This window comes from Beggiatoa alba B18LD, assembly GCF_000245015.1.
Taxonomy (GTDB): Bacteria; Pseudomonadota; Gammaproteobacteria; order Beggiatoales; family Beggiatoaceae; genus Beggiatoa; species Beggiatoa alba.
Map to the genome: position 1 here is coordinate 969,571 of NZ_JH600070.1, position 17,494 is coordinate 987,064.

The window sequence follows — 17,494 nt, forward strand, 5'->3', positions numbered from 1 at the left end:
TTCCCCTCATCTACTTATTTATAAGTAATAAGGTGCTGAAACACGTGAAGAATAATTAAATAATTGCCCATATTTTTCAGTTTGGGAAACAACAAGCTTTAAACTTCGCACATACTCCATGAGTTGTTGCATAGCGGTTTGAAAAGTTTTAACAGACTGCAAACTTTTAGCAATTCCGATGCTACCCGTATAAGTTGCAACGACGAATAACGCAACTGATTCAGGATTAATATCCGCTTTTAACTGCCCGCGTTGTTTCGCCTGTTGCAAACTGCTCGCAATTGTGCGTTGTAAGCGGGTTAAGGTTGAGGTTAAATGCGTGCGGAAAGTTTCATCTAAGGGACTCATTTCCTGCATTAAGTTATTAAACGGACAACCTAGCTTTGTCTGCTCTTCATCAAACTTACCAATCAACTGCTGGAGAACTTGCAGTAAAGTATCTATGGGGTTATTGCTGTTTTCCAATGGGGCACAAATATCATTTTCTAATTGCACACGGATAACTTCATCAAGAACCGCTAAACCCAACGCATGTTTATTCGGAAAGTGATGATATAACGCGCCTTTTGTCAACCCTGTATCCGCAAGAATATTATTGATACTTGCTGCTTGGAATCCGCAACGGTGAATTTCTTTAAATGCTGCGGTCAGAATTTTCGTGCGTGTAATATCAGGTTGTTTCGTTTTCATGATGTTGACATCCCAGTTAGCCTGCAAATGATATTTTTAGTCGTGTGTTATTTGGGAGTAGTGATAGCTCCCTTATGTTCTAGTGTAGGTAAGTAGGATTAATTAGAAAATTCGTGTGGATACGTAACGACACTTCGGTTTTTACGTAGGGACATTCGCTTAGTTTGAGAAAAAAATGATATATATCAGCCGATAATTTAAGAAGAAATTAGATTGAAGACACATAAAAAAATAACAATTTTTATGCTGTTTATATTCACATTGTTTAAATAAACATACCTACAAAATTTAGCTTATAATCGCTACATCTCCTTTTGAATGCCTGTTAATAAATCATGGATACTATTCGTTTACGCGGTGTACGCACCCACAATTTAAAAAATATCTCGCTCGAATTACCACGCGATAAACTCATTGTTATTACAGGACTATCAGGCTCTGGTAAATCCTCTCTTGCGTTTGACACCATTTATGCAGAAGGACAACGCCGTTATGTCGAGTCACTCTCTGCTTATGCTCGACAATTTCTTTCCATGATGGAAAAACCCGAGCTAGAACATATCGAAGGACTTTCCCCCGCGATTTCTATCGAGCAGAAATCTACCTCCCATAATCCCCGCTCCACAGTTGGCACTGTTACCGAAATTTATGATTATCTCCGCCTCCTTTTCGCTCGCGTAGGCGACCCGCGTTGTCCTACACATCACATCAGTTTAAGTGCGCAAACCATCAGCCAAATGGTCGACCAGCTTTTAGCCTTACCTCAAGGCAGTGCATTAATGCTACTTGCGCCGATTATCAAAGAGCGCAAAGGCGAACACGTGCATATTTTTTCTGAACTACAAGCACAAGGATATATCCGCGCACGGGTCAACGGTGAGCTTATCGAATTAGACAGTCCACCAACGCTAGAATTACATAAAAAACATAGTATTGATGCCGTCGTCGACCGCTTTAAAATCCGTGAAGATATGCGCTTACGTTTGGCAGAATCATTAGAAACTGCCTTGAAATTAGGTAACGGACGGGCAGAAGTACATTTTTTGGATAAACCAGAACAAGCACCGTTGTTGTTTTCCGATAAATTTGCTTGCCCTGTCTGTGGTTACAGTATCAGTGAATTAGAACCGCGCTTATTTTCCTTTAACAATCCTGTCGGGGCATGTCCTGAATGTGACGGTTTGGGGGTAAAACAATATTTTGACCCCGCTAAAGTCGTGAGTCAGCCCCAATTAAGCCTTGCAAAAGGCGCGATTGCAGGCTGGGATAATCGTAACGGCTTCTATTTTCAAATGCTTGAAGCCGTCGCCGAACATTATCAATTTGATATTCATACCCCGTTTGCCCAATTAACTGACGCACAACGCCAACTGATTTTATACGGCACAGGGGAAACCGAGATTAATTTGATTTATCAAAGTGATAAAGGCACAACCTTTGCCCGCAAAAAGCCTTTTGAAGGGGTTTTGAATAATTTAGAACGTCGTTATCGTGAAACTGATTCAAACACCGTGCGTGAAGACATGCACAAATATATCAGCAAGCGCGATTGTCCACTGTGTCACGGCTCGCGCTTGTGTGAAGCCGCTCGAAACGTCTTTGTCGCAGAAAAAACCCTCCCCGAATTAACCACCCTGCCCATCAATCGCGCACAAGATTTTTTCCAACAACTGCATTTAACAGGACAACAAGGCGAAATTGCCGATAAAATTTTGAAAGAAGTTGCTGAACGCCTGCAATTCTTGATTAATGTCGGATTAGATTATTTAAGCCTAGACCGCAGTGCCGATACTTTATCAGGTGGTGAAGCGCAACGGATTCGACTCGCCAGCCAAATCGGCGCGGGATTGGTTGGCGTGATGTATATCCTTGATGAGCCTTCTATTGGCTTGCATCAGCGGGATAATCAGCGTTTATTAGATACCTTGATACGTTTGCGCGACTTGGGCAATACCGTGATTGTGGTCGAACATGATGAGGATGCGATTCGAGCCGCTGACCACGTGGTCGACATGGGTCCGGGCGCGGGTGTGCATGGTGGTTATGTCGTTGCACAAGGCACACCACAGGCAGTCACACAGGTTGCCGAGTCTTTGACAGGACAATATTTATCAGGACAACGCAGCATTGCCGTACCAACACAACGACAAGCAGTCGATAAACAGAAAATTATTCGTTTAACAGGTGCACAGGGCAATAATTTAAAAAATGTGACTTTAGAAATTCCTCTCGGTTTGATGACGTGTATCACAGGGGTTTCAGGTTCAGGAAAATCCACCTTAATCAATGACACTTTATATCCGCTCACTGCGCAACGCTTGAATAATGCCAATGTAGAACCCGCACCTTATGCAAGCATCAGCGGTTTAGAACATCTCGATAAAGTCATCGATATCGACCAGAGTCCTATCGGGCGCACACCGCGCTCAAATCCAGCGACTTATACAGGCATTTTTACCACAATTCGTGAATTATTCGCGGCAACGCCAGAAGCGCGTTCACGTGGTTATCAAGCGGGACGCTTTAGCTTTAATGTCAAAGGGGGACGCTGTGAAGCCTGCCAAGGGGATGGTGTGATTAAGGTAGAAATGCATTTTTTACCTGATATTTATGTCGTTTGTGATGTTTGCAAAGGTAAGCGTTATAACCGTGAAACCTTAGATATTCACTACAAAGGCAAAACCATCGACGATGTATTAAATATGACGGTAGAAGACGCGCTCGACTTTTTTTCTGCCGTGCCGATGTTAGCGCGGAAATTACAGACATTAATGGATGTCGGCTTGTCTTATATTCGTTTAGGACAAAATGCGGTAACGCTATCGGGCGGGGAAGCGCAACGGGTAAAGTTAGCGAAAGAATTATCGAAGCGGGATACAGGTAAAACGCTGTATTTGTTAGATGAACCGACAACGGGCTTGCATTTTCACGATATCGCGCAATTGCTCACGGTTTTGCACCGTTTACGTGAACATGGCAACACGATTGTGATTATTGAGCACAATTTAGATGTGATAAAAACTGCTGACTGGATTATTGATTTAGGCCCTGAAGGCGGTGACAAAGGCGGGGAAATCATCGCCGTTGGAACACCTGAAAGCGTTGCTCAACAAGCCTATTCTTACACAGGGCAGTTTTTACGCCCTTTATTAAAGCTGACAGCAGAGAATGAGGCAAAAGCGACAGAGAAGAAGAAAAGTCGACGGCGTAAAGAAATATAAAGCGACTTATTTCAGGACTGCCAGTCCTTTAAGGACTGGCAGTCCTTGCTTTTACGTCGATTAAAACAAGTTTATTTTTCTAACACATATGTACCCGGTGCGGGACAAAGTGCGGGATAGTTTTGATTACCCACGCTTGGAGCGACAACCATCTCGCCACAATGTTGTCCTAGCCATTTATCCCAATCTTCCCACCATGAACCAGGAACTTTAGGCGTAGCGGCAACCCATGCCTCTGCATCGGATTGTCCTGTGGCATCACCCACCCAATAACGGCGTTTCGGCGGGTTCACGGGTGGGGAAATAATGCCGAGAATATGTCCTGATGTTGCTAAGACATAACGCACGGGACTTTTTACTAATCCGCAGATTTTAAACGTTTCTTTCCACGGGGCGATATGGTCTTGTTCAGTGCCGACTGCATATAAAGGTTGGCTAATTTTCCGCACATCTAAAGAACGACCACCTAAGGTAATACCTTTGGGTTGCATGAATTTGTTATGTAAATAGAATTCGCGCAAATAGAAGGAATGCATTGCTTCAGGTAAGCGGGTGCTGTCCATATTCCATGCGAGTACGTCAAACTGGGGTAAATCTTCACCATATAAATAGTTATGTACGTAGTAATGCCATATCAGGCTGTTAGAACGTAGCATACGGAAAGAATCTGCTAAGTTGCTACCTGGTAAATAGCCATGTTCGCTCATCAATTCTTCAATGTATTTAATCGTTTCTTCATCGATGAATATCTTAATTTCACCAGGGTTGCTGAAATCAACTAAGGTTGTGAACAAGCTCCATGATTGAATGGGGCTGGTGATGTCGCCTTGAATATCATCTGCATCTAGCCATGCCATCAATGCCGTTAAAATAATTCCGCCTATACAATAGCCTACTGCGTGAACATGGGGGGCGTTGGTGATTTGCTTGGCAATATTGGCGGCTTCTAATACACCTTTTAGCATGTAATCATCTAACGATGTATGACGCATTTCTGCGGTGGGGTTTTTCCAGCTAATCAGAAAAACCGTGTAGCCTTGAGCGACTAACCAGTGCACAAAGCTTTTTTGTTCACCTAAGTCTAAAACGTAAAACTTGTTAATCCATGGTGGCACAATGAGTAGTGGCACTTGATGCACATTAGCGGTAACGGGTTTGTATTGAATCAATTCAAACAGGGGAGAGCGATAAACCACTGAGCCGACAGTATTGGCTAAGTTTCCACCAACGGTAAACGCCGTATTGTCAACCATGCGGATGGTTTTATATTTACTATCGATAATAAAATTCTTCAGCCCTTTCAAAAGGCTTTCGCCGCCTGTTTCAACAAACCGCTGAACAGCAACGGGATTTGTCCAAAAATAATTACTGGGTGAAATTGCATTTAATACTTGACGCATCCAAAACCCTGCTTTATCGCGGGTTTTTTCAGGAAGGTCGGGCGTTTTATAAATACTGTCTTCAATCCAGCGCGTGTAGAGTAAATAAATCTCTTTAATCGTGTCTAAATAAGGATTTTCTGTCCATTCAGGCTCTTGAAAGCGTTCATCATATTCATTGACGGGGATAGAATCTTGTACGAGAAAGCCACTAAAGCGTTCCCATGTTTGCAATTGTATTGCCCAACTGTCTTTGCTCAGTTGTAACAGGCAATCAGATAATTCTTTTGGGTGATTAAGCCATGCTCTTTGTACATCTAAATAAGATTGCGTGATGCCGAAGGGGTCAACAGATTGCAACAAATTTTTGGCTACGGCTTCAGACTTTTCAGAAAAAAGACCAAAGGGATCAAAAAAATTGCCAAATTGCGCCATAAAATCCTGTTGGCTGATACCAAAAGGCTCTAGCAGTTTATTAATCTGCACGCTTAACTCATTCAGTGGGGGTAAAGAAGAAGACATAGAAGCTCCTTAACAGTCGTTAAAACGTAGCACTATAATGGTATTTTATCGCCTTTAAATTAAGAGACTTAGCCGATTAGGCTGAATAAAGCTAGGCTTAAAAAAGTATCCAATATCATGCAGATGTTCTTTAAATCATTGTCTTTTTATGGGGACATTTCCACTGATAAAAACGTTTTTTGGATTATTTTATCTCGCAAAATAAACGTTATTTTATGGACAACGACCTGTTTATCAGTGACCTGATAATATACGTTTAATCTAAAAGTCACTACAGTTTATCTGTTTTTAATGGTTATACAGAATTATTGTTGCATACTGAGCATACCTAACGGTGTGTTATGCAATTTATGCGAATAAACTTCTATTCTATTGTCAAGGTGTCATCAATGTCATATTGAGATAGCGGTTTTATTCGTGCCTAGAAACCTAAATAGGTAAGATGATGGATGACTTATCGATAAATTCTCTCTTAATCCTTGCGGGTGCAGGCAGTGTATTACTGCTCTTGGTTTGGAGTGGTATTTTACTGCTGGTTGCGTATATCAGTGGCTGGTCTGCATTAGCTCGTTATTACGCAGCACCAATGCCCCTTCCAATGATAAGTCAGCGATGGATATACCAAAGTATGGCGTTACGTTGGTTTTTTTGGGGGTATAACAACTGTTTAACGATAGGAGTTGCAGACGACGGTTTTTTAATTAAGGTGGTATTTCCCTTAAAAATTGGACATAAACCGTTGCTAATTCCTTGGTCGGCAATACAAAAAATTGAAGTGATTAAGGTTTTTTCAACGTTTCCCATCATGAAATTAACGTTGCATCAGTTGCCTTCTATCCCTTTATTTTTATCTAAAACCTTGCTAGAAAATTTACAACAACGAAGTTCTATTACGTTACCTATTGTAACAGTAGAAGATAAGGCTGTTAGTTATAGTTCTAACACGTGATAAGTTGCACCTTTTTCAAAAATCCTAACCCCGCCCCCTTCGGCAACAGTTTGTCGGACGAGTGTGGGGTTTTCTATTTTCACACCTGCCAGATAATCAACGCCAAAGTCTGCGAGTTCTGGCAGCCAAGGGACTGTCGGTCCCATTAAAACCACTTGGGCATTTTGGGATAGTTCAATTAAACGAGGGAAGGTTTTATTTGGGATAGAGGTTGCTGTTAAAAACACCCAATCTGCTTCGGGGAGGAGAAATTCACAGGCAGTATCAGGATAATCATTAATATCCGTTGGTTGACGTTCTAAAACGGTCATGTCAAGAATTTCACAATAACGATTTAAATTAGGATAACGTCCAACCACGACAATTTTTTGATCTTTTAAACGGGGGAGAAAATGTTCAAAAACGGCAAGATTAGCCGTATTTTTGCATTCCAAGCGTTGCGCTTGAGCATATAAAGATTCAGCATCAGCATTGATTGCGGCATTAATCGCAGCCATACCAATGACCGCTTCATGAGGATTCCATGAACGTATCCAATAGGCAAGATCAACCGTGCTTCTACCTGCTAAACTACCAGCCCACCCCAGTGTACGACTAAATACAGCAGGACTCATGGCTAAACCAGTAGCATCTTTTGTACGACATAATGTCCATGTTAAGCCGATTAAAATTTCTTCAACATAAGTGGGCATCACTTGATCGAGCAAAAGATCATAGATTTCACGCGGATTGTGCATATTTAATCCGTTAATGAAGGCAATAAACGTGCTTCCGTTTTGACTTGGTCACCACGACCCCAAGCGGTAACCGCTTCAACAAACCATTTTTCTTGTGACGGGTGCGGGCGTACTACATCATATTCCGCATAAAATGCGCCATCAGGATAAAATAAAATACTCCCGACACTATGCCCTTTACCATTCCGCCACGTGCCTTTTAAACTCTCTTGCCCATCATACGGGTCACGGCTTAACTCAAAATGAGCCATATCAAACCGTCCAACGAGGGTATCAGAATCTTTAAAGCCCATTTTGTGCAATTCATTACACATAGAAGCGCGGATGGCTTCTCCTAAAATACGGACTTGTTTCAGACGTTTTTCGACTTCTTCACTCATCATCATCAAATTATTATCAACTGTAGGTGCGAATTCACTCGCACGATAAAACATAAACCCCATTGCGAACAACTTCGCCCCTACAATCTTGCAGGTTAATCGTATAACGACTTAAGCCGCCACGCCTTGCGGTGCATGGGTATGGCAATTTTTAGGACAGACTTTCGCACAGGATTGACAGCCAATGCAATCCATTTCATCTACAATCGCCATGACCATCATATTATCATCATCTTCGTCCATATCCTCATCTTCGAGGACATCGCTACGCTCAACTAATTCAAAAACTTTGCGTGGACAGACCTTGTAACAGCGTCCACAGCCAATACAGGTGGCTTGATTTAAACCGACAATAAAGGCTGGTTCCCAAACTACACCGCCACGGGTGATTCCTGTGATGTTTGCCATAATAAATTTCTCACTGATATTAACAAATAACTGTTGCAAAACCATGACCTGCATCCCATCTGATGCAAGTCAATTTTGTAACAGGACGACAAAGAAACAACTAACCACCCGCAGCTTTTAACGCTTTGTTAGCCTCTGCCCAATCTTTACAAGCATCATAAGTGGATTGGGCAATACCAGGAATTTCTTCAAACCCAGCAGGTAAACGGTCTTCTACTAAATCATGTAATTGAGAAGCCCACTCGCTGGCAATGCGTTTCTTCTTCGCAACTTCTTTTTGTAATTCTTTTAATTGATCTTCGCTCATCCGCTGTACTCCTTAATACGGTTTATAACTCAGCAACTTCACGGTATTTATTCAACCGTTCTACCGCAGCATCAACAATTTTTGTCGCTTCTTCGTGCATATTTTCCAAGCTCTTAAAGCCAAAACGATGCACATCCCGTAAGGTCTTGTCGACAACGACTAATTTACCAATGGTAATGATCGCACGACCAAACCCTTCATGGCTTAAATTAATCATAGGAACAGCCATTAAGCCTTCGCTTTGCTTCTCGATTAAACTGGCAATTGCATTGTAATAAGCTTTGACACGAGACATCGTAATATCATCAGGGTCACCAATTACAGGAATTTCAGCCTTACGCTCTTTGGTTAAAACCAACGGTGATAAAATTCGCGCAACTGACCACTTTTCATACATATCATAAGTGTCTAACGCCCGCATTTGCTTGACCATTTCCGCACAGAAATCGGATGCTAATAAGGGATTGTCATCTTCAATTGCTAAGGCTAAGCCTGTACTCATTGTGTTATCACTCCTAAAAAGGGATTAAAAATCAATATGAGACTATAACGATACTTAAAAATACTGATAACTATTCATTCCAGCCTTCGGCTTCCATCTCATCAAAACGGCTTGAATCTGAACTTTTCTGCTGTTTTTGCACCGCTTTTGCCAACCAATTCGTAGGACCATTGCGTAATTCAGTTTGTAAACTTTCTAACAATTCTTGAATCGGCGCGCCTTCGCTCACTTTAACAGGCTGAATCCCTTGCGCTGTTAATTGGCGAATCGCAGAACCGCCTACGGCTTGACAATAAACCGCCGCACAACCATCTAATAACTTGAACTTTTCGGCTAATTTATCTTCATTACCATCTTGGGCATAAGCTTGAAACTGCGCGACTTCTTTTAAAGTGGCTTTCTCAGTCGTGACTGCATAAATCACAAAAGATTCTGAAGAACCAAAATGCTGATTAACGGTTTTCATGTCCGTACTCGCAAAAGCGACTTGAATCGCGTTCATGTCCATCATTTGTTCCTCAGTGTTGCAAGCGACTATCCGCAAATGTCGTTGGAGAAGCATAAGCTGCCTCCTGTTTTTGAGCGTAACGGGAATAATACGGTTTAATCTCATGATTCGCATGTTGACTTAACATCAAATTTGCCAAATCAAACAAGGTCTGACGGCTACCTTTATAGCCAATCCAAGTCCGCTGATATCCCCCAACAAAATCATACTGCGGGAAACCCGCCCGCAAGATAGGCACACCCAACCGCTGTGCAGATTCAACCGCATGAGAATTACCAATAACAATTTGTGCCTGTTGCTCTTTTGCGGATTTCTCCAAATCTTCTAAATCCCCTACTTTAACAGAGGTTGTTGGAATTTGCTCCAAAATACCTGTATGCACATGGCTAGAAACAACCGCTGTTACAATTTCTGCCCCCATGCCTACTAAAAACTGACTAAAACCATAGACTTCATCAGGGTCGCCCGCAATCGCAATCCGTGCTTGACCTAACATAAAATGCGTGTCTAACATGGCATCCTGTAACTGCGCCCGCTGACGCTCATACTTAGCAGGCACAGGCGTTCCTGAAATACTTTGCAAAGTCGTTAAAAAACGATCAACCGCTTCAATCCCCATCAAACTATCAAAACGATAATCGGGAACGCCTGTTTTTTGCTTCAATAAATCCGCTGCTTTCGTCAATGAATGACCAATCACTAACGTTGCCGCTGACATGCCCAAGGTTTCAAACTCAGAAACAGCCGTGCCACCCATTGTCAACGGCGTATAATCCAGATAGCCATCACTGACATGACCATCTAATGAATCACCTAAATGGGGAATTAAAACAGGACGTAAACCAAAGCTCTCAATGGTTTCTTCTAAATATTCAAGGTCACCAGGGGTTAACGTAGAACCCACTAACACAGTAACCTGACGCGGACGCATAGCAGGCTGTGTTTTCGCTTCCTCAGCCGTTGGCACTAAATACTCAATCATTGCCGTTACCGCCAAGGCGAAACCACTTTCTAAACAACCAACAAAATCAGGGGTATTGACAGGAACAACCTTAACATGACTTAACTCAGGATACTGCTCACGAAACATGCGCACTGTACGCCGAATATCAGTCCCCTGCGTTTCTGATAAACCCGTTGTTACCACGCCAATCAAAGCGGGTTTACTCTTCTCTGCTATCGTTTTCAGCCCTTCAACAACGCTATCATCAGCACCCATAATAGAACTAACCTGATCCATTGCAGTGGTTTGTAATGGAACAGGTTCACGAAAATGGCGCACAAAGAAAACTTTGCCAAACGCAGTACACCCTTGAGATCCGTGCATCATCGGCATAGATTTTTGAAAACCTAAAAAAGCGAGTGATGCCCCAACAGGTTGACTGGTTTTTAAAGGACTGACCGAGAGTGCTTTATTACGTTTTAAAATCTCAGCCATATCAACAACCCCTTACATAATGATGACTTGCTTGTGTTTTAAAAGTAACGGTCTGCAATGGATATGCCAAGAAAAAATATGATATTTTTCAGATTATTGATATTTTCTATTTTGTAAGAAACCCGACAATTGTGGCTTGTCTTGGCTTGATTGCACCATTGTTGGGCAAGCTGGGGGAAATTGGGACAAGATTGACTGGATGATTATAATGCTAGGAACTGACAGATGAATTATCTTTATGTTATTATTGGCAAACTTTATTAACAAGAACAAATAATATTTATGAAAGCACACGAAACCCATTTACAACAAATTATTGGTAGAGCTGAACAACAATTTATCGTCCCCCTTTTTCAACGGACATATAGTTGGGATAAGAAAGAATGGGAAGATTTATGGGAAGACTTATCTGATTTATTTGAAGTCGATGAAGAGGGGAAACATAAAACCCATTTTTTAGGGGCAATTGTAACAATTCCCGCTAATGTTGTTCCTCATGGCATTACACAATATTTACTCATTGATGGTCAGCAACGATTAACAACTTTATTTCTTTTACTAACAGTGATTCGTGATAAAACAAACGATACTCAACTTACCGCTAAAATTCATGAACAGCAATTAGTTAATAAATTCTCCAAAAATAGCGATTTTTATCGACTACAGCCTACCCAACAAGATCGCATCGCATTCCAAACATTGATTGATCGTGAAACGATAACGGAAGAGTTAGAAAACTCTAAAATTATAAGATGTTACCGCTTTTTCGAGAAAAAGCTGGCGACTGTAGATAATTTAGAAAAACTTAGCCAAATCATCAGCCATCAGCTCATTGTTGTAAGCATTGTTTTAGACCCCAATGAAAACCCACATCTTGTCTTTGAAAGTCTCAATGCACGCGGGAAACCATTGACACAAGCGGATTTAATTCGTAACTACTTTTTTATGCGGATTGACATAGAAAAACAAGAAACCATTTTTAAACAGCATTGGCAACCCATGCAAGATGCATTAGGCGAAGCACTCACCGAATATATTCGTCACTACCTCATCGCCATTAAAGCCAGTAACGTGAAAAAAACCGACGTTTATATGGCATTAAAAACATGGGTTGATGATAACAGCAAAGATATTATTGAGGGTTTAAAAGAAATTGATTGTTATGCCCGCTATTATCATAAAATTCTCTATCCGCAACATGAACCCGTTACAAAAATAAGACAGGCTCTTACACGCATTAAACGGATAGAAGTAACCGTTGCATATCCTTTTTTATTAAACTGTTACCATGACTATGCGCAAAAGAAATTAAGTGAAGATGAATTTTGTCGTGTGTTGCACCTGATAGAAAATATCATCATCCGTCGCTCTGTTTGCGGTATTGCCAGTAATTCGCTCAATAAAATCTTTCCCGCAGTCTATCGTGATGCATATCGCAATTCTCCCGATGATTTCGTTAAAGGCGTTGCTGACGCTTTATGCACGAAAGATTATCCCGATGATGGAAAGTTCAAAGATGCATTGATAACGGCTAATTTCTATAGTGCTGCTGAAGGGCGTGAACGTAGCAAGTTAATTTTAGAATCTTTAGAAGCGAGTTATGGACATAAAGAATCTGTTGATTCTAAAGGATTAACGATTGAGCATGTCATGCCACAAACCATAAAGGGCAGCGCGTGGCAAAAAGAACTCGGTGAAAATTGGGAAGACACACATAGTCTATATATACATAATTTGGGTAATTTAACCCTCACTGCCTATAACGGTGAGTTATCCAACAACTCATTTACTGAAAAGAAAAAGTTATTAACAGACAGCCATTTAGAGTTAAATCGTTATTTTGCAAATATTGCTAAATGGGATGAAGAACAGATTAAACAACGTGCAGAAATGCTTGCAGAACGTGCATTAGCAATTTGGGCGTATATTGGCAATGCTAAATCGACCGCCATTAGTCGCAAATCTCATGAGGTTACAGGGAGTAAACCCATTCGTTTATTGATTAAAGGGGAAGAGTTTCCTGTTAAATTATGGCGTGATGTTTTACTACAAACCTTTAACTTTATTGCTAAAACTGAAGGTGAGCAGTTTGATAAGTTAGCAGATAATTTACCGCGATTTATCAACAAACATGAACATGTTTTTCGACGCAGTGAAAAGCTCATAAATGGCTATTATATAGAACTCAATTTGAGTGCAGAATACATATACCGCCTTTGTAAACAAGCAATTGAGTTTTTTAACTATGCGGCTGACGATTGGCAAATAGAATTTATCCAATGATGAGTTAATCTCATTATTTTTTTCGTTCTGCTTGATTTGATTAGAACGAGAATATTTGTTTATCCTTCATCTGTATTTAAGTGAAGTAAGCTATTTAAAATATTATTTAATCACCACTTTTTTAACAAAATGATATGATTAAATATTACCCGTTCAACTCGGGTTATAATAATTATAATTCTCCTCCTTGTGTTACAAACACCACCAAAACATAAACGATGATGACAACAATAGAAGCCCCTTTATTAGAACATATTCAACCTTTTAACCAACTAAGCAGTGATGAGTTGGCGGCGGTTATGCAAACCGTTGATATCGCTTATTTCAAGAAAGATGATTATCTTGTGAAACAGGGTGAATCGCCTGATTATTTGTATATTGTTTTAAAAGGGTTAGTGCATGAAGTTAATGATGATGAAGAACTTATTTCTTTTTATACAGCACAGGATTGTGTCGATACTATTGGTTTATTAGAAGGGGAAAGCAAGCATAACTTTATTGCTAATCAAGAGGTTGTTTGCTATCTTTTGCCAAAATCTACTTTTTTAACGGTAATCGGTAGTAATAGCGCGTTTAAAAATGCATTTCATCAGAATTTAACGACTCGTTTAAATAACATTGTTGAGCAACGCCAAAATAAAGAAATGGCTTCTTTTATGTTGGCGAAAATTAGTGATATTTACATGCAACCGCCTGTCTTTGTGAATGCGGATGCCTCTATTTATGAAGCAGTTCAACAGATGCAAACCCACAAAGTCAGTGCTGTTTTAGTACAGCGTGGTGATGAAGTTGGGATTTTTACCGATACAGATATTCGTAAACATGTCGTTTTAGGACGTGTTTCTGTCGATACTGAGTTAGGTCAATTTGCAACGTATAATTTAATTAGTTTACAAGTAGATGATTTTTTGTTTAATGCTCGTTTAACAATGACTAAGCATTCTGTTAAGCGGATATTAGTTTATGAAAATGATAAGATTGTAGGGTTGTTAGACCAATTAGATTTATTTAGTTATTTTTCTAATGATTCACGTTTAATTGCTGTTCAGATTGAGCGTGCAACGACGAAAGAGCAGTTGAAAAAGGCTTGCGACACGGTTTTTACAATGATTCAGTCTCTTTATGATAAAGGGGTGAAAATTCGTTATATTTCTCAGTTAGTCACAGAGCTTAATCGACGTATTTTTCAAAAATTGTATGCCTTAATTGCTCCTCCTGACTTAATTCAGAATTCTTGTTTATTAGTGATGGGGAGTGAAGGACGCGAGGAGCAAATTTTACGCACTGACCAAGATAATGCGATTATTTTGCGTGATGGTTATGTCTGCGAATCGTTAGCGGCTATTACGCAGGAGTTTACAGAAACCTTGGTGCAGTTTGGTTATCCACCTTGTAACGGTAAGATTATGGTGAATAATCCTTATTGGTGCAGACCGTTAAAGGCTTTTCAGAATCAAATTTATGAGTGGATAGACCATCCAAATGAAGAATCGTTGATGAATTTGGCAATTTTTTATGATGCCCATTGTGTGGCGGGTGATGCTGAATTATTGCGAATGGCAAAGGATTATTTGTTTAAACTTTTGCAAGATAATAAGATTTTTTACGCGCATTTTGCCCGCCCCACCTTGGCATTTGAAACGCCTTTGAATTGGTTTGAAAATTTCATTGTTGAGAAAAATCATAATCGTAAGCAGTTGGATATTAAAAAGGGCGGGATTTTTCCGATTGTGCATGGTGTGCGTAGTTTGGCGGTAGAAAACCGTGTGACGATTACGAATACGATTGAGCGTATTCGTTTTTTGCAAAAAATAGGCGTGTTACAGCCTAAATTTGCTGTTGAGTTAATTGAGGCTTTCGCCTTTATGAGTTGGGTACGCTTACATGCGGAATTGCTCGACATTAAGAATGGTGAAACTTATGACAATTATGTCGATCCAGATACATTGAATAAGTTGGAACGTGATTTGCTCAAAGACTCGTTTAAAATTGTCAATGAGTTTAAAAAACTGATTACCCATCACTTTAAATTGAATTTAGTAAGCTAATGTTTAATAAAAAACCCAGCCGTGACACATTGTCAGACCCCAATTTTGCGTTTTTATTTGAGACTGCACCTGCTGATGAGTATGTGTGTTTAGAGTGTGAAACATCTACCTTGTCGTTAGAAACAGCGGAAGTGCAGGTTATTCATGCTGTTTTAATCAAGGGAAATCGCGTTTTAAGCAGTCAGAAATTATCACTACTCGTTAAAACGTCAGCAGAGACGCTTGATAATTCTGAGGCACTTGAGCCGATAGAGGCAGTCCGTCAGTTGCTCTATTTTATTGGCGCACGTCCTGTTGTTGGTTATTACCTTGAATTTGATTTAAATTTGTTAAATCAATATATTGAGCAGTTAATTGGCTTTCCTTTGCCAAATGAGCAAATTGAGATATCAGGGATTTATTACAATAAACGTCAAAGTAAATCGCAGCCAATTAATGTCGATTTACGGTTTGATACGATTGTGCGTAAATTGGAGTTACCGACATTTAATAACACGGCATTGGATCGTACATTGACAACGGCATTGATGTATATCAAGTTGCAACATGTTGCACGGGTGGAGTGAGTTTAAAAAAACCGTGAGATGTGGATTTTAGGACTGGCAGTCCTCAGATAAAAATTGGATTGCCAGTTTTTTAGGGATAATTATAGATTTTTTAGGATGTTGGGTTTATAACCCCATGCAGTTTGCATAGTAGGTAACGGTTGCAGGCCAGTCGGAGAAAATGGCGCGAATGCCGACTTGTTTTGCTAACACGTCTAAAAATACCATCATGTCGCCGTCGTTATTGATGGTATCATTAATCGATTGGTAGTACCAACCCCCGCCTGTTTTTAATAAACCAGAGCGTTCTAATGTCCATGTGATAATGTCTAAGCCGAGTTCTTTGGCTTTTTTGGCATAGTTAGAGGGAATAATATTTTTTTCAGCATCTAAGGTGACTAGCATCCATGTGGGCGGGCCAACAATTTTCACGCCTTGTGCAACGAGTTCAGGTAGGCGTGCGGTAGAGGCTGCTAGCCCGTCCATGGTTTCTAATTCGTCTAGGAATACAGCTTGTTGTCCGAATTCGGGTTCGTTTTTAATCCAGTATAAAATATCTTCTAAATTAAATGATTGCGCAAAAACATGGCTGGCAGGAACGCCTGCTGTTTTGTATTCATCAATCATTTTTTGTGCATATTGGGCTTGGGTATAAGTGCCATCAAAAGGCATGGTGACACTCGCCCCTTTTAATTCAGGGGTCATTTTTACGTCTAATTTTTTAAAGAGTTCAATGCTTTCGGCATGTGTCATGACGGTGCCGCAAGTGGCATATAAGTCTGTACGCCAGTTTGCTGTTCCGCCTAAGTATTCTGCTATGGTCGTGGCTTTGGGATTGCTTGCGTCCATTTTGCCGCAGAGGGTTTTAAATTCTTCTAGTGTGATGTCGCTGGTGCAACACATGGCGTTAGCGGGTGTACCTGTTGTTGCGTCTGCAGGCGTAAAAGGGACAGTGCATTTTGAGGCTAAAGGGGTTGCTAATATGTTGGTTGTGGTGTGTAAATCACATTGAGAATGGCGACAAACCAGTTGTTTATCTTTAGTAAAAGTCACATCACATTCAATAATACCCGCGCCCATTCTGGCGGCAGCCATATAGGATTCTTTGGTATGTTCAGGGAATTGCATCGCAGCCCCGCGATGACCGATAGAAAAGTCGGTTTTCTTTGCGGGGGTTTCGTTGCATTGCTGTAGCTTGGTTTTTAAGGGGCTGTCGCTCATGTCTTCAATTAAGTAGAAAGGGCGGACTCCGACTTGAATATTACGCGCCGCTGTTTCATTTATCGGGGCAACTTGGGTGACGGCAAAATTTAAATTGGTCATGTGTTGCATATCCACGGAGAACAGTGTGCCTGTGGTATCACCAATAACTTGCATTTTTGGAATATGTACAGCACCTGTTTCACTGTTATATAGCACTTCGTTATCTGCTAGCACGATTTGGCTGATTAAGCCTAACGTGAGCAATAGGGTCATTCTCATGGACTGCTCCTAAAAGATTAATAAAATTTAAAGTGGTTAAGTCTTGATTTTATAAAATCTTTATGTCTAATCAGTGACAGAGCAGTTTACTTTTA

15 protein-coding genes are annotated in these 17,494 nt (G+C 40.6%); 5 read left to right on the forward strand and 10 right to left on the reverse strand.

Features of this window, described 5'->3' with window-relative positions; all coding sequences use genetic code 11:
- Window positions 1–18 precede the first annotated feature (18 nt).
- Window positions 19–690: a TetR/AcrR family transcriptional regulator gene (locus tag BEGALDRAFT_RS03890; RefSeq protein WP_002683845.1), complete on the reverse strand. Its 672-nt coding sequence runs from the start codon at window positions 688–690 to the stop codon at window positions 19–21.
- A 335-nt stretch (window positions 691–1,025) separates the two neighbouring features.
- On the opposite strand from BEGALDRAFT_RS03890, the gene uvrA reads away from it, so the two are divergent.
- Complete coding sequence (uvrA, locus tag BEGALDRAFT_RS03895) at window positions 1,026–3,911, forward strand: excinuclease ABC subunit UvrA (RefSeq protein ID WP_002683852.1); 2,886 nt, start codon at window positions 1,026–1,028, stop codon at window positions 3,909–3,911.
- Between the two features lie 71 nt (window positions 3,912–3,982).
- Here uvrA and BEGALDRAFT_RS03900 read toward each other — a convergent pair whose 3' ends face one another.
- Entirely contained in the window at window positions 3,983–5,812 is a 1,830-nt protein-coding gene (locus BEGALDRAFT_RS03900) for a PHA/PHB synthase family protein (protein WP_002683854.1), read from the reverse strand.
- A 442-nt stretch (window positions 5,813–6,254) separates the two neighbouring features.
- Here BEGALDRAFT_RS03900 and BEGALDRAFT_RS03905 point away from each other — a divergent pair, with 442 nt between their 5' ends.
- Window positions 6,255–6,761, forward strand: coding sequence for a hypothetical protein (locus BEGALDRAFT_RS03905; RefSeq protein WP_157237543.1), 507 nt, complete (start codon window positions 6,255–6,257; stop codon window positions 6,759–6,761).
- Here BEGALDRAFT_RS03905 and BEGALDRAFT_RS03910 read toward each other — a convergent pair.
- From BEGALDRAFT_RS03910 to nifN, 7 genes are all read right to left on the reverse strand, one after another.
- Window positions 6,743–7,498, reverse strand: a complete 756-nt coding sequence (locus BEGALDRAFT_RS03910; protein WP_002683868.1) for a DUF364 domain-containing protein — start codon at window positions 7,496–7,498, stop codon at window positions 6,743–6,745. The genes BEGALDRAFT_RS03905 and BEGALDRAFT_RS03910 overlap by 19 nt on opposite strands.
- Window positions 7,499–7,500: 2 nt before the next feature.
- Entirely contained in the window at window positions 7,501–7,941 is a 441-nt protein-coding gene (locus BEGALDRAFT_RS03915) for a hypothetical protein (protein ID WP_002683869.1), read from the reverse strand.
- A gap of 48 nt (window positions 7,942–7,989) precedes the next feature.
- On the reverse strand, window positions 7,990–8,286 hold the full coding sequence (gene fdxB, locus BEGALDRAFT_RS03920) for a ferredoxin III, nif-specific (RefSeq protein ID WP_198284608.1): 297 nt from the start codon (window positions 8,284–8,286) through the stop codon (window positions 7,990–7,992).
- A 100-nt stretch (window positions 8,287–8,386) separates the two neighbouring features.
- Window positions 8,387–8,593, reverse strand: a complete 207-nt coding sequence (locus BEGALDRAFT_RS03925) for a CCE_0567 family metalloprotein (protein WP_002683871.1) — start codon at window positions 8,591–8,593, stop codon at window positions 8,387–8,389.
- 22 nt (window positions 8,594–8,615) lie between these two features.
- Window positions 8,616–9,095, reverse strand: a complete 480-nt coding sequence (locus BEGALDRAFT_RS03930; RefSeq protein WP_002683880.1) for a NifX-associated nitrogen fixation protein — start codon at window positions 9,093–9,095, stop codon at window positions 8,616–8,618.
- Between the two features lie 70 nt (window positions 9,096–9,165).
- Window positions 9,166–9,657 (reverse strand): NifB/NifX family molybdenum-iron cluster-binding protein, encoded by a 492-nt coding sequence (locus BEGALDRAFT_RS03935; protein WP_002683881.1) that lies wholly within the window; start codon window positions 9,655–9,657, stop codon window positions 9,166–9,168.
- A complete protein-coding gene (gene nifN, locus BEGALDRAFT_RS03940; protein WP_002683882.1) occupies window positions 9,614–11,041 on the reverse strand; it encodes a nitrogenase iron-molybdenum cofactor biosynthesis protein NifN in 1,428 nt (475 codons plus the stop codon). Before nifN ends, BEGALDRAFT_RS03935 begins: the two co-directional genes overlap by 44 nt.
- A 282-nt stretch (window positions 11,042–11,323) precedes the next feature.
- Between nifN and BEGALDRAFT_RS03945 the strand changes: the two genes are divergently transcribed.
- The 3 genes from BEGALDRAFT_RS03945 to BEGALDRAFT_RS03955 all read left to right on the forward strand — a co-directional run bounded on the left by BEGALDRAFT_RS03945 (window position 11,324) and on the right by BEGALDRAFT_RS03955 (window position 15,938).
- On the forward strand, window positions 11,324–13,324 hold the full coding sequence (locus BEGALDRAFT_RS03945; RefSeq protein WP_002683883.1) for a DUF262 domain-containing protein: 2,001 nt from the start codon (window positions 11,324–11,326) through the stop codon (window positions 13,322–13,324).
- 218 nt (window positions 13,325–13,542) lie between these two features.
- Window positions 13,543–15,372, forward strand: coding sequence for a putative nucleotidyltransferase substrate binding domain-containing protein (locus BEGALDRAFT_RS03950; RefSeq protein WP_002683884.1), 1,830 nt, complete (start codon window positions 13,543–13,545; stop codon window positions 15,370–15,372).
- Entirely contained in the window at window positions 15,372–15,938 is a 567-nt protein-coding gene (locus BEGALDRAFT_RS03955; protein WP_002683885.1) for a 3'-5' exonuclease family protein, read from the forward strand. The genes BEGALDRAFT_RS03950 and BEGALDRAFT_RS03955 overlap by 1 nt, the downstream gene beginning before the upstream one ends.
- Window positions 15,939–16,043: 105 nt before the next feature.
- Here the strand turns inward: BEGALDRAFT_RS03955 and BEGALDRAFT_RS03960 are convergent, their stop codons facing one another.
- Window positions 16,044–17,399 (reverse strand): glycerophosphodiester phosphodiesterase family protein, encoded by a 1,356-nt coding sequence (locus BEGALDRAFT_RS03960; protein WP_002683891.1) that lies wholly within the window; start codon window positions 17,397–17,399, stop codon window positions 16,044–16,046.
- Window positions 17,400–17,494: the final 95 nt, after the last annotated feature.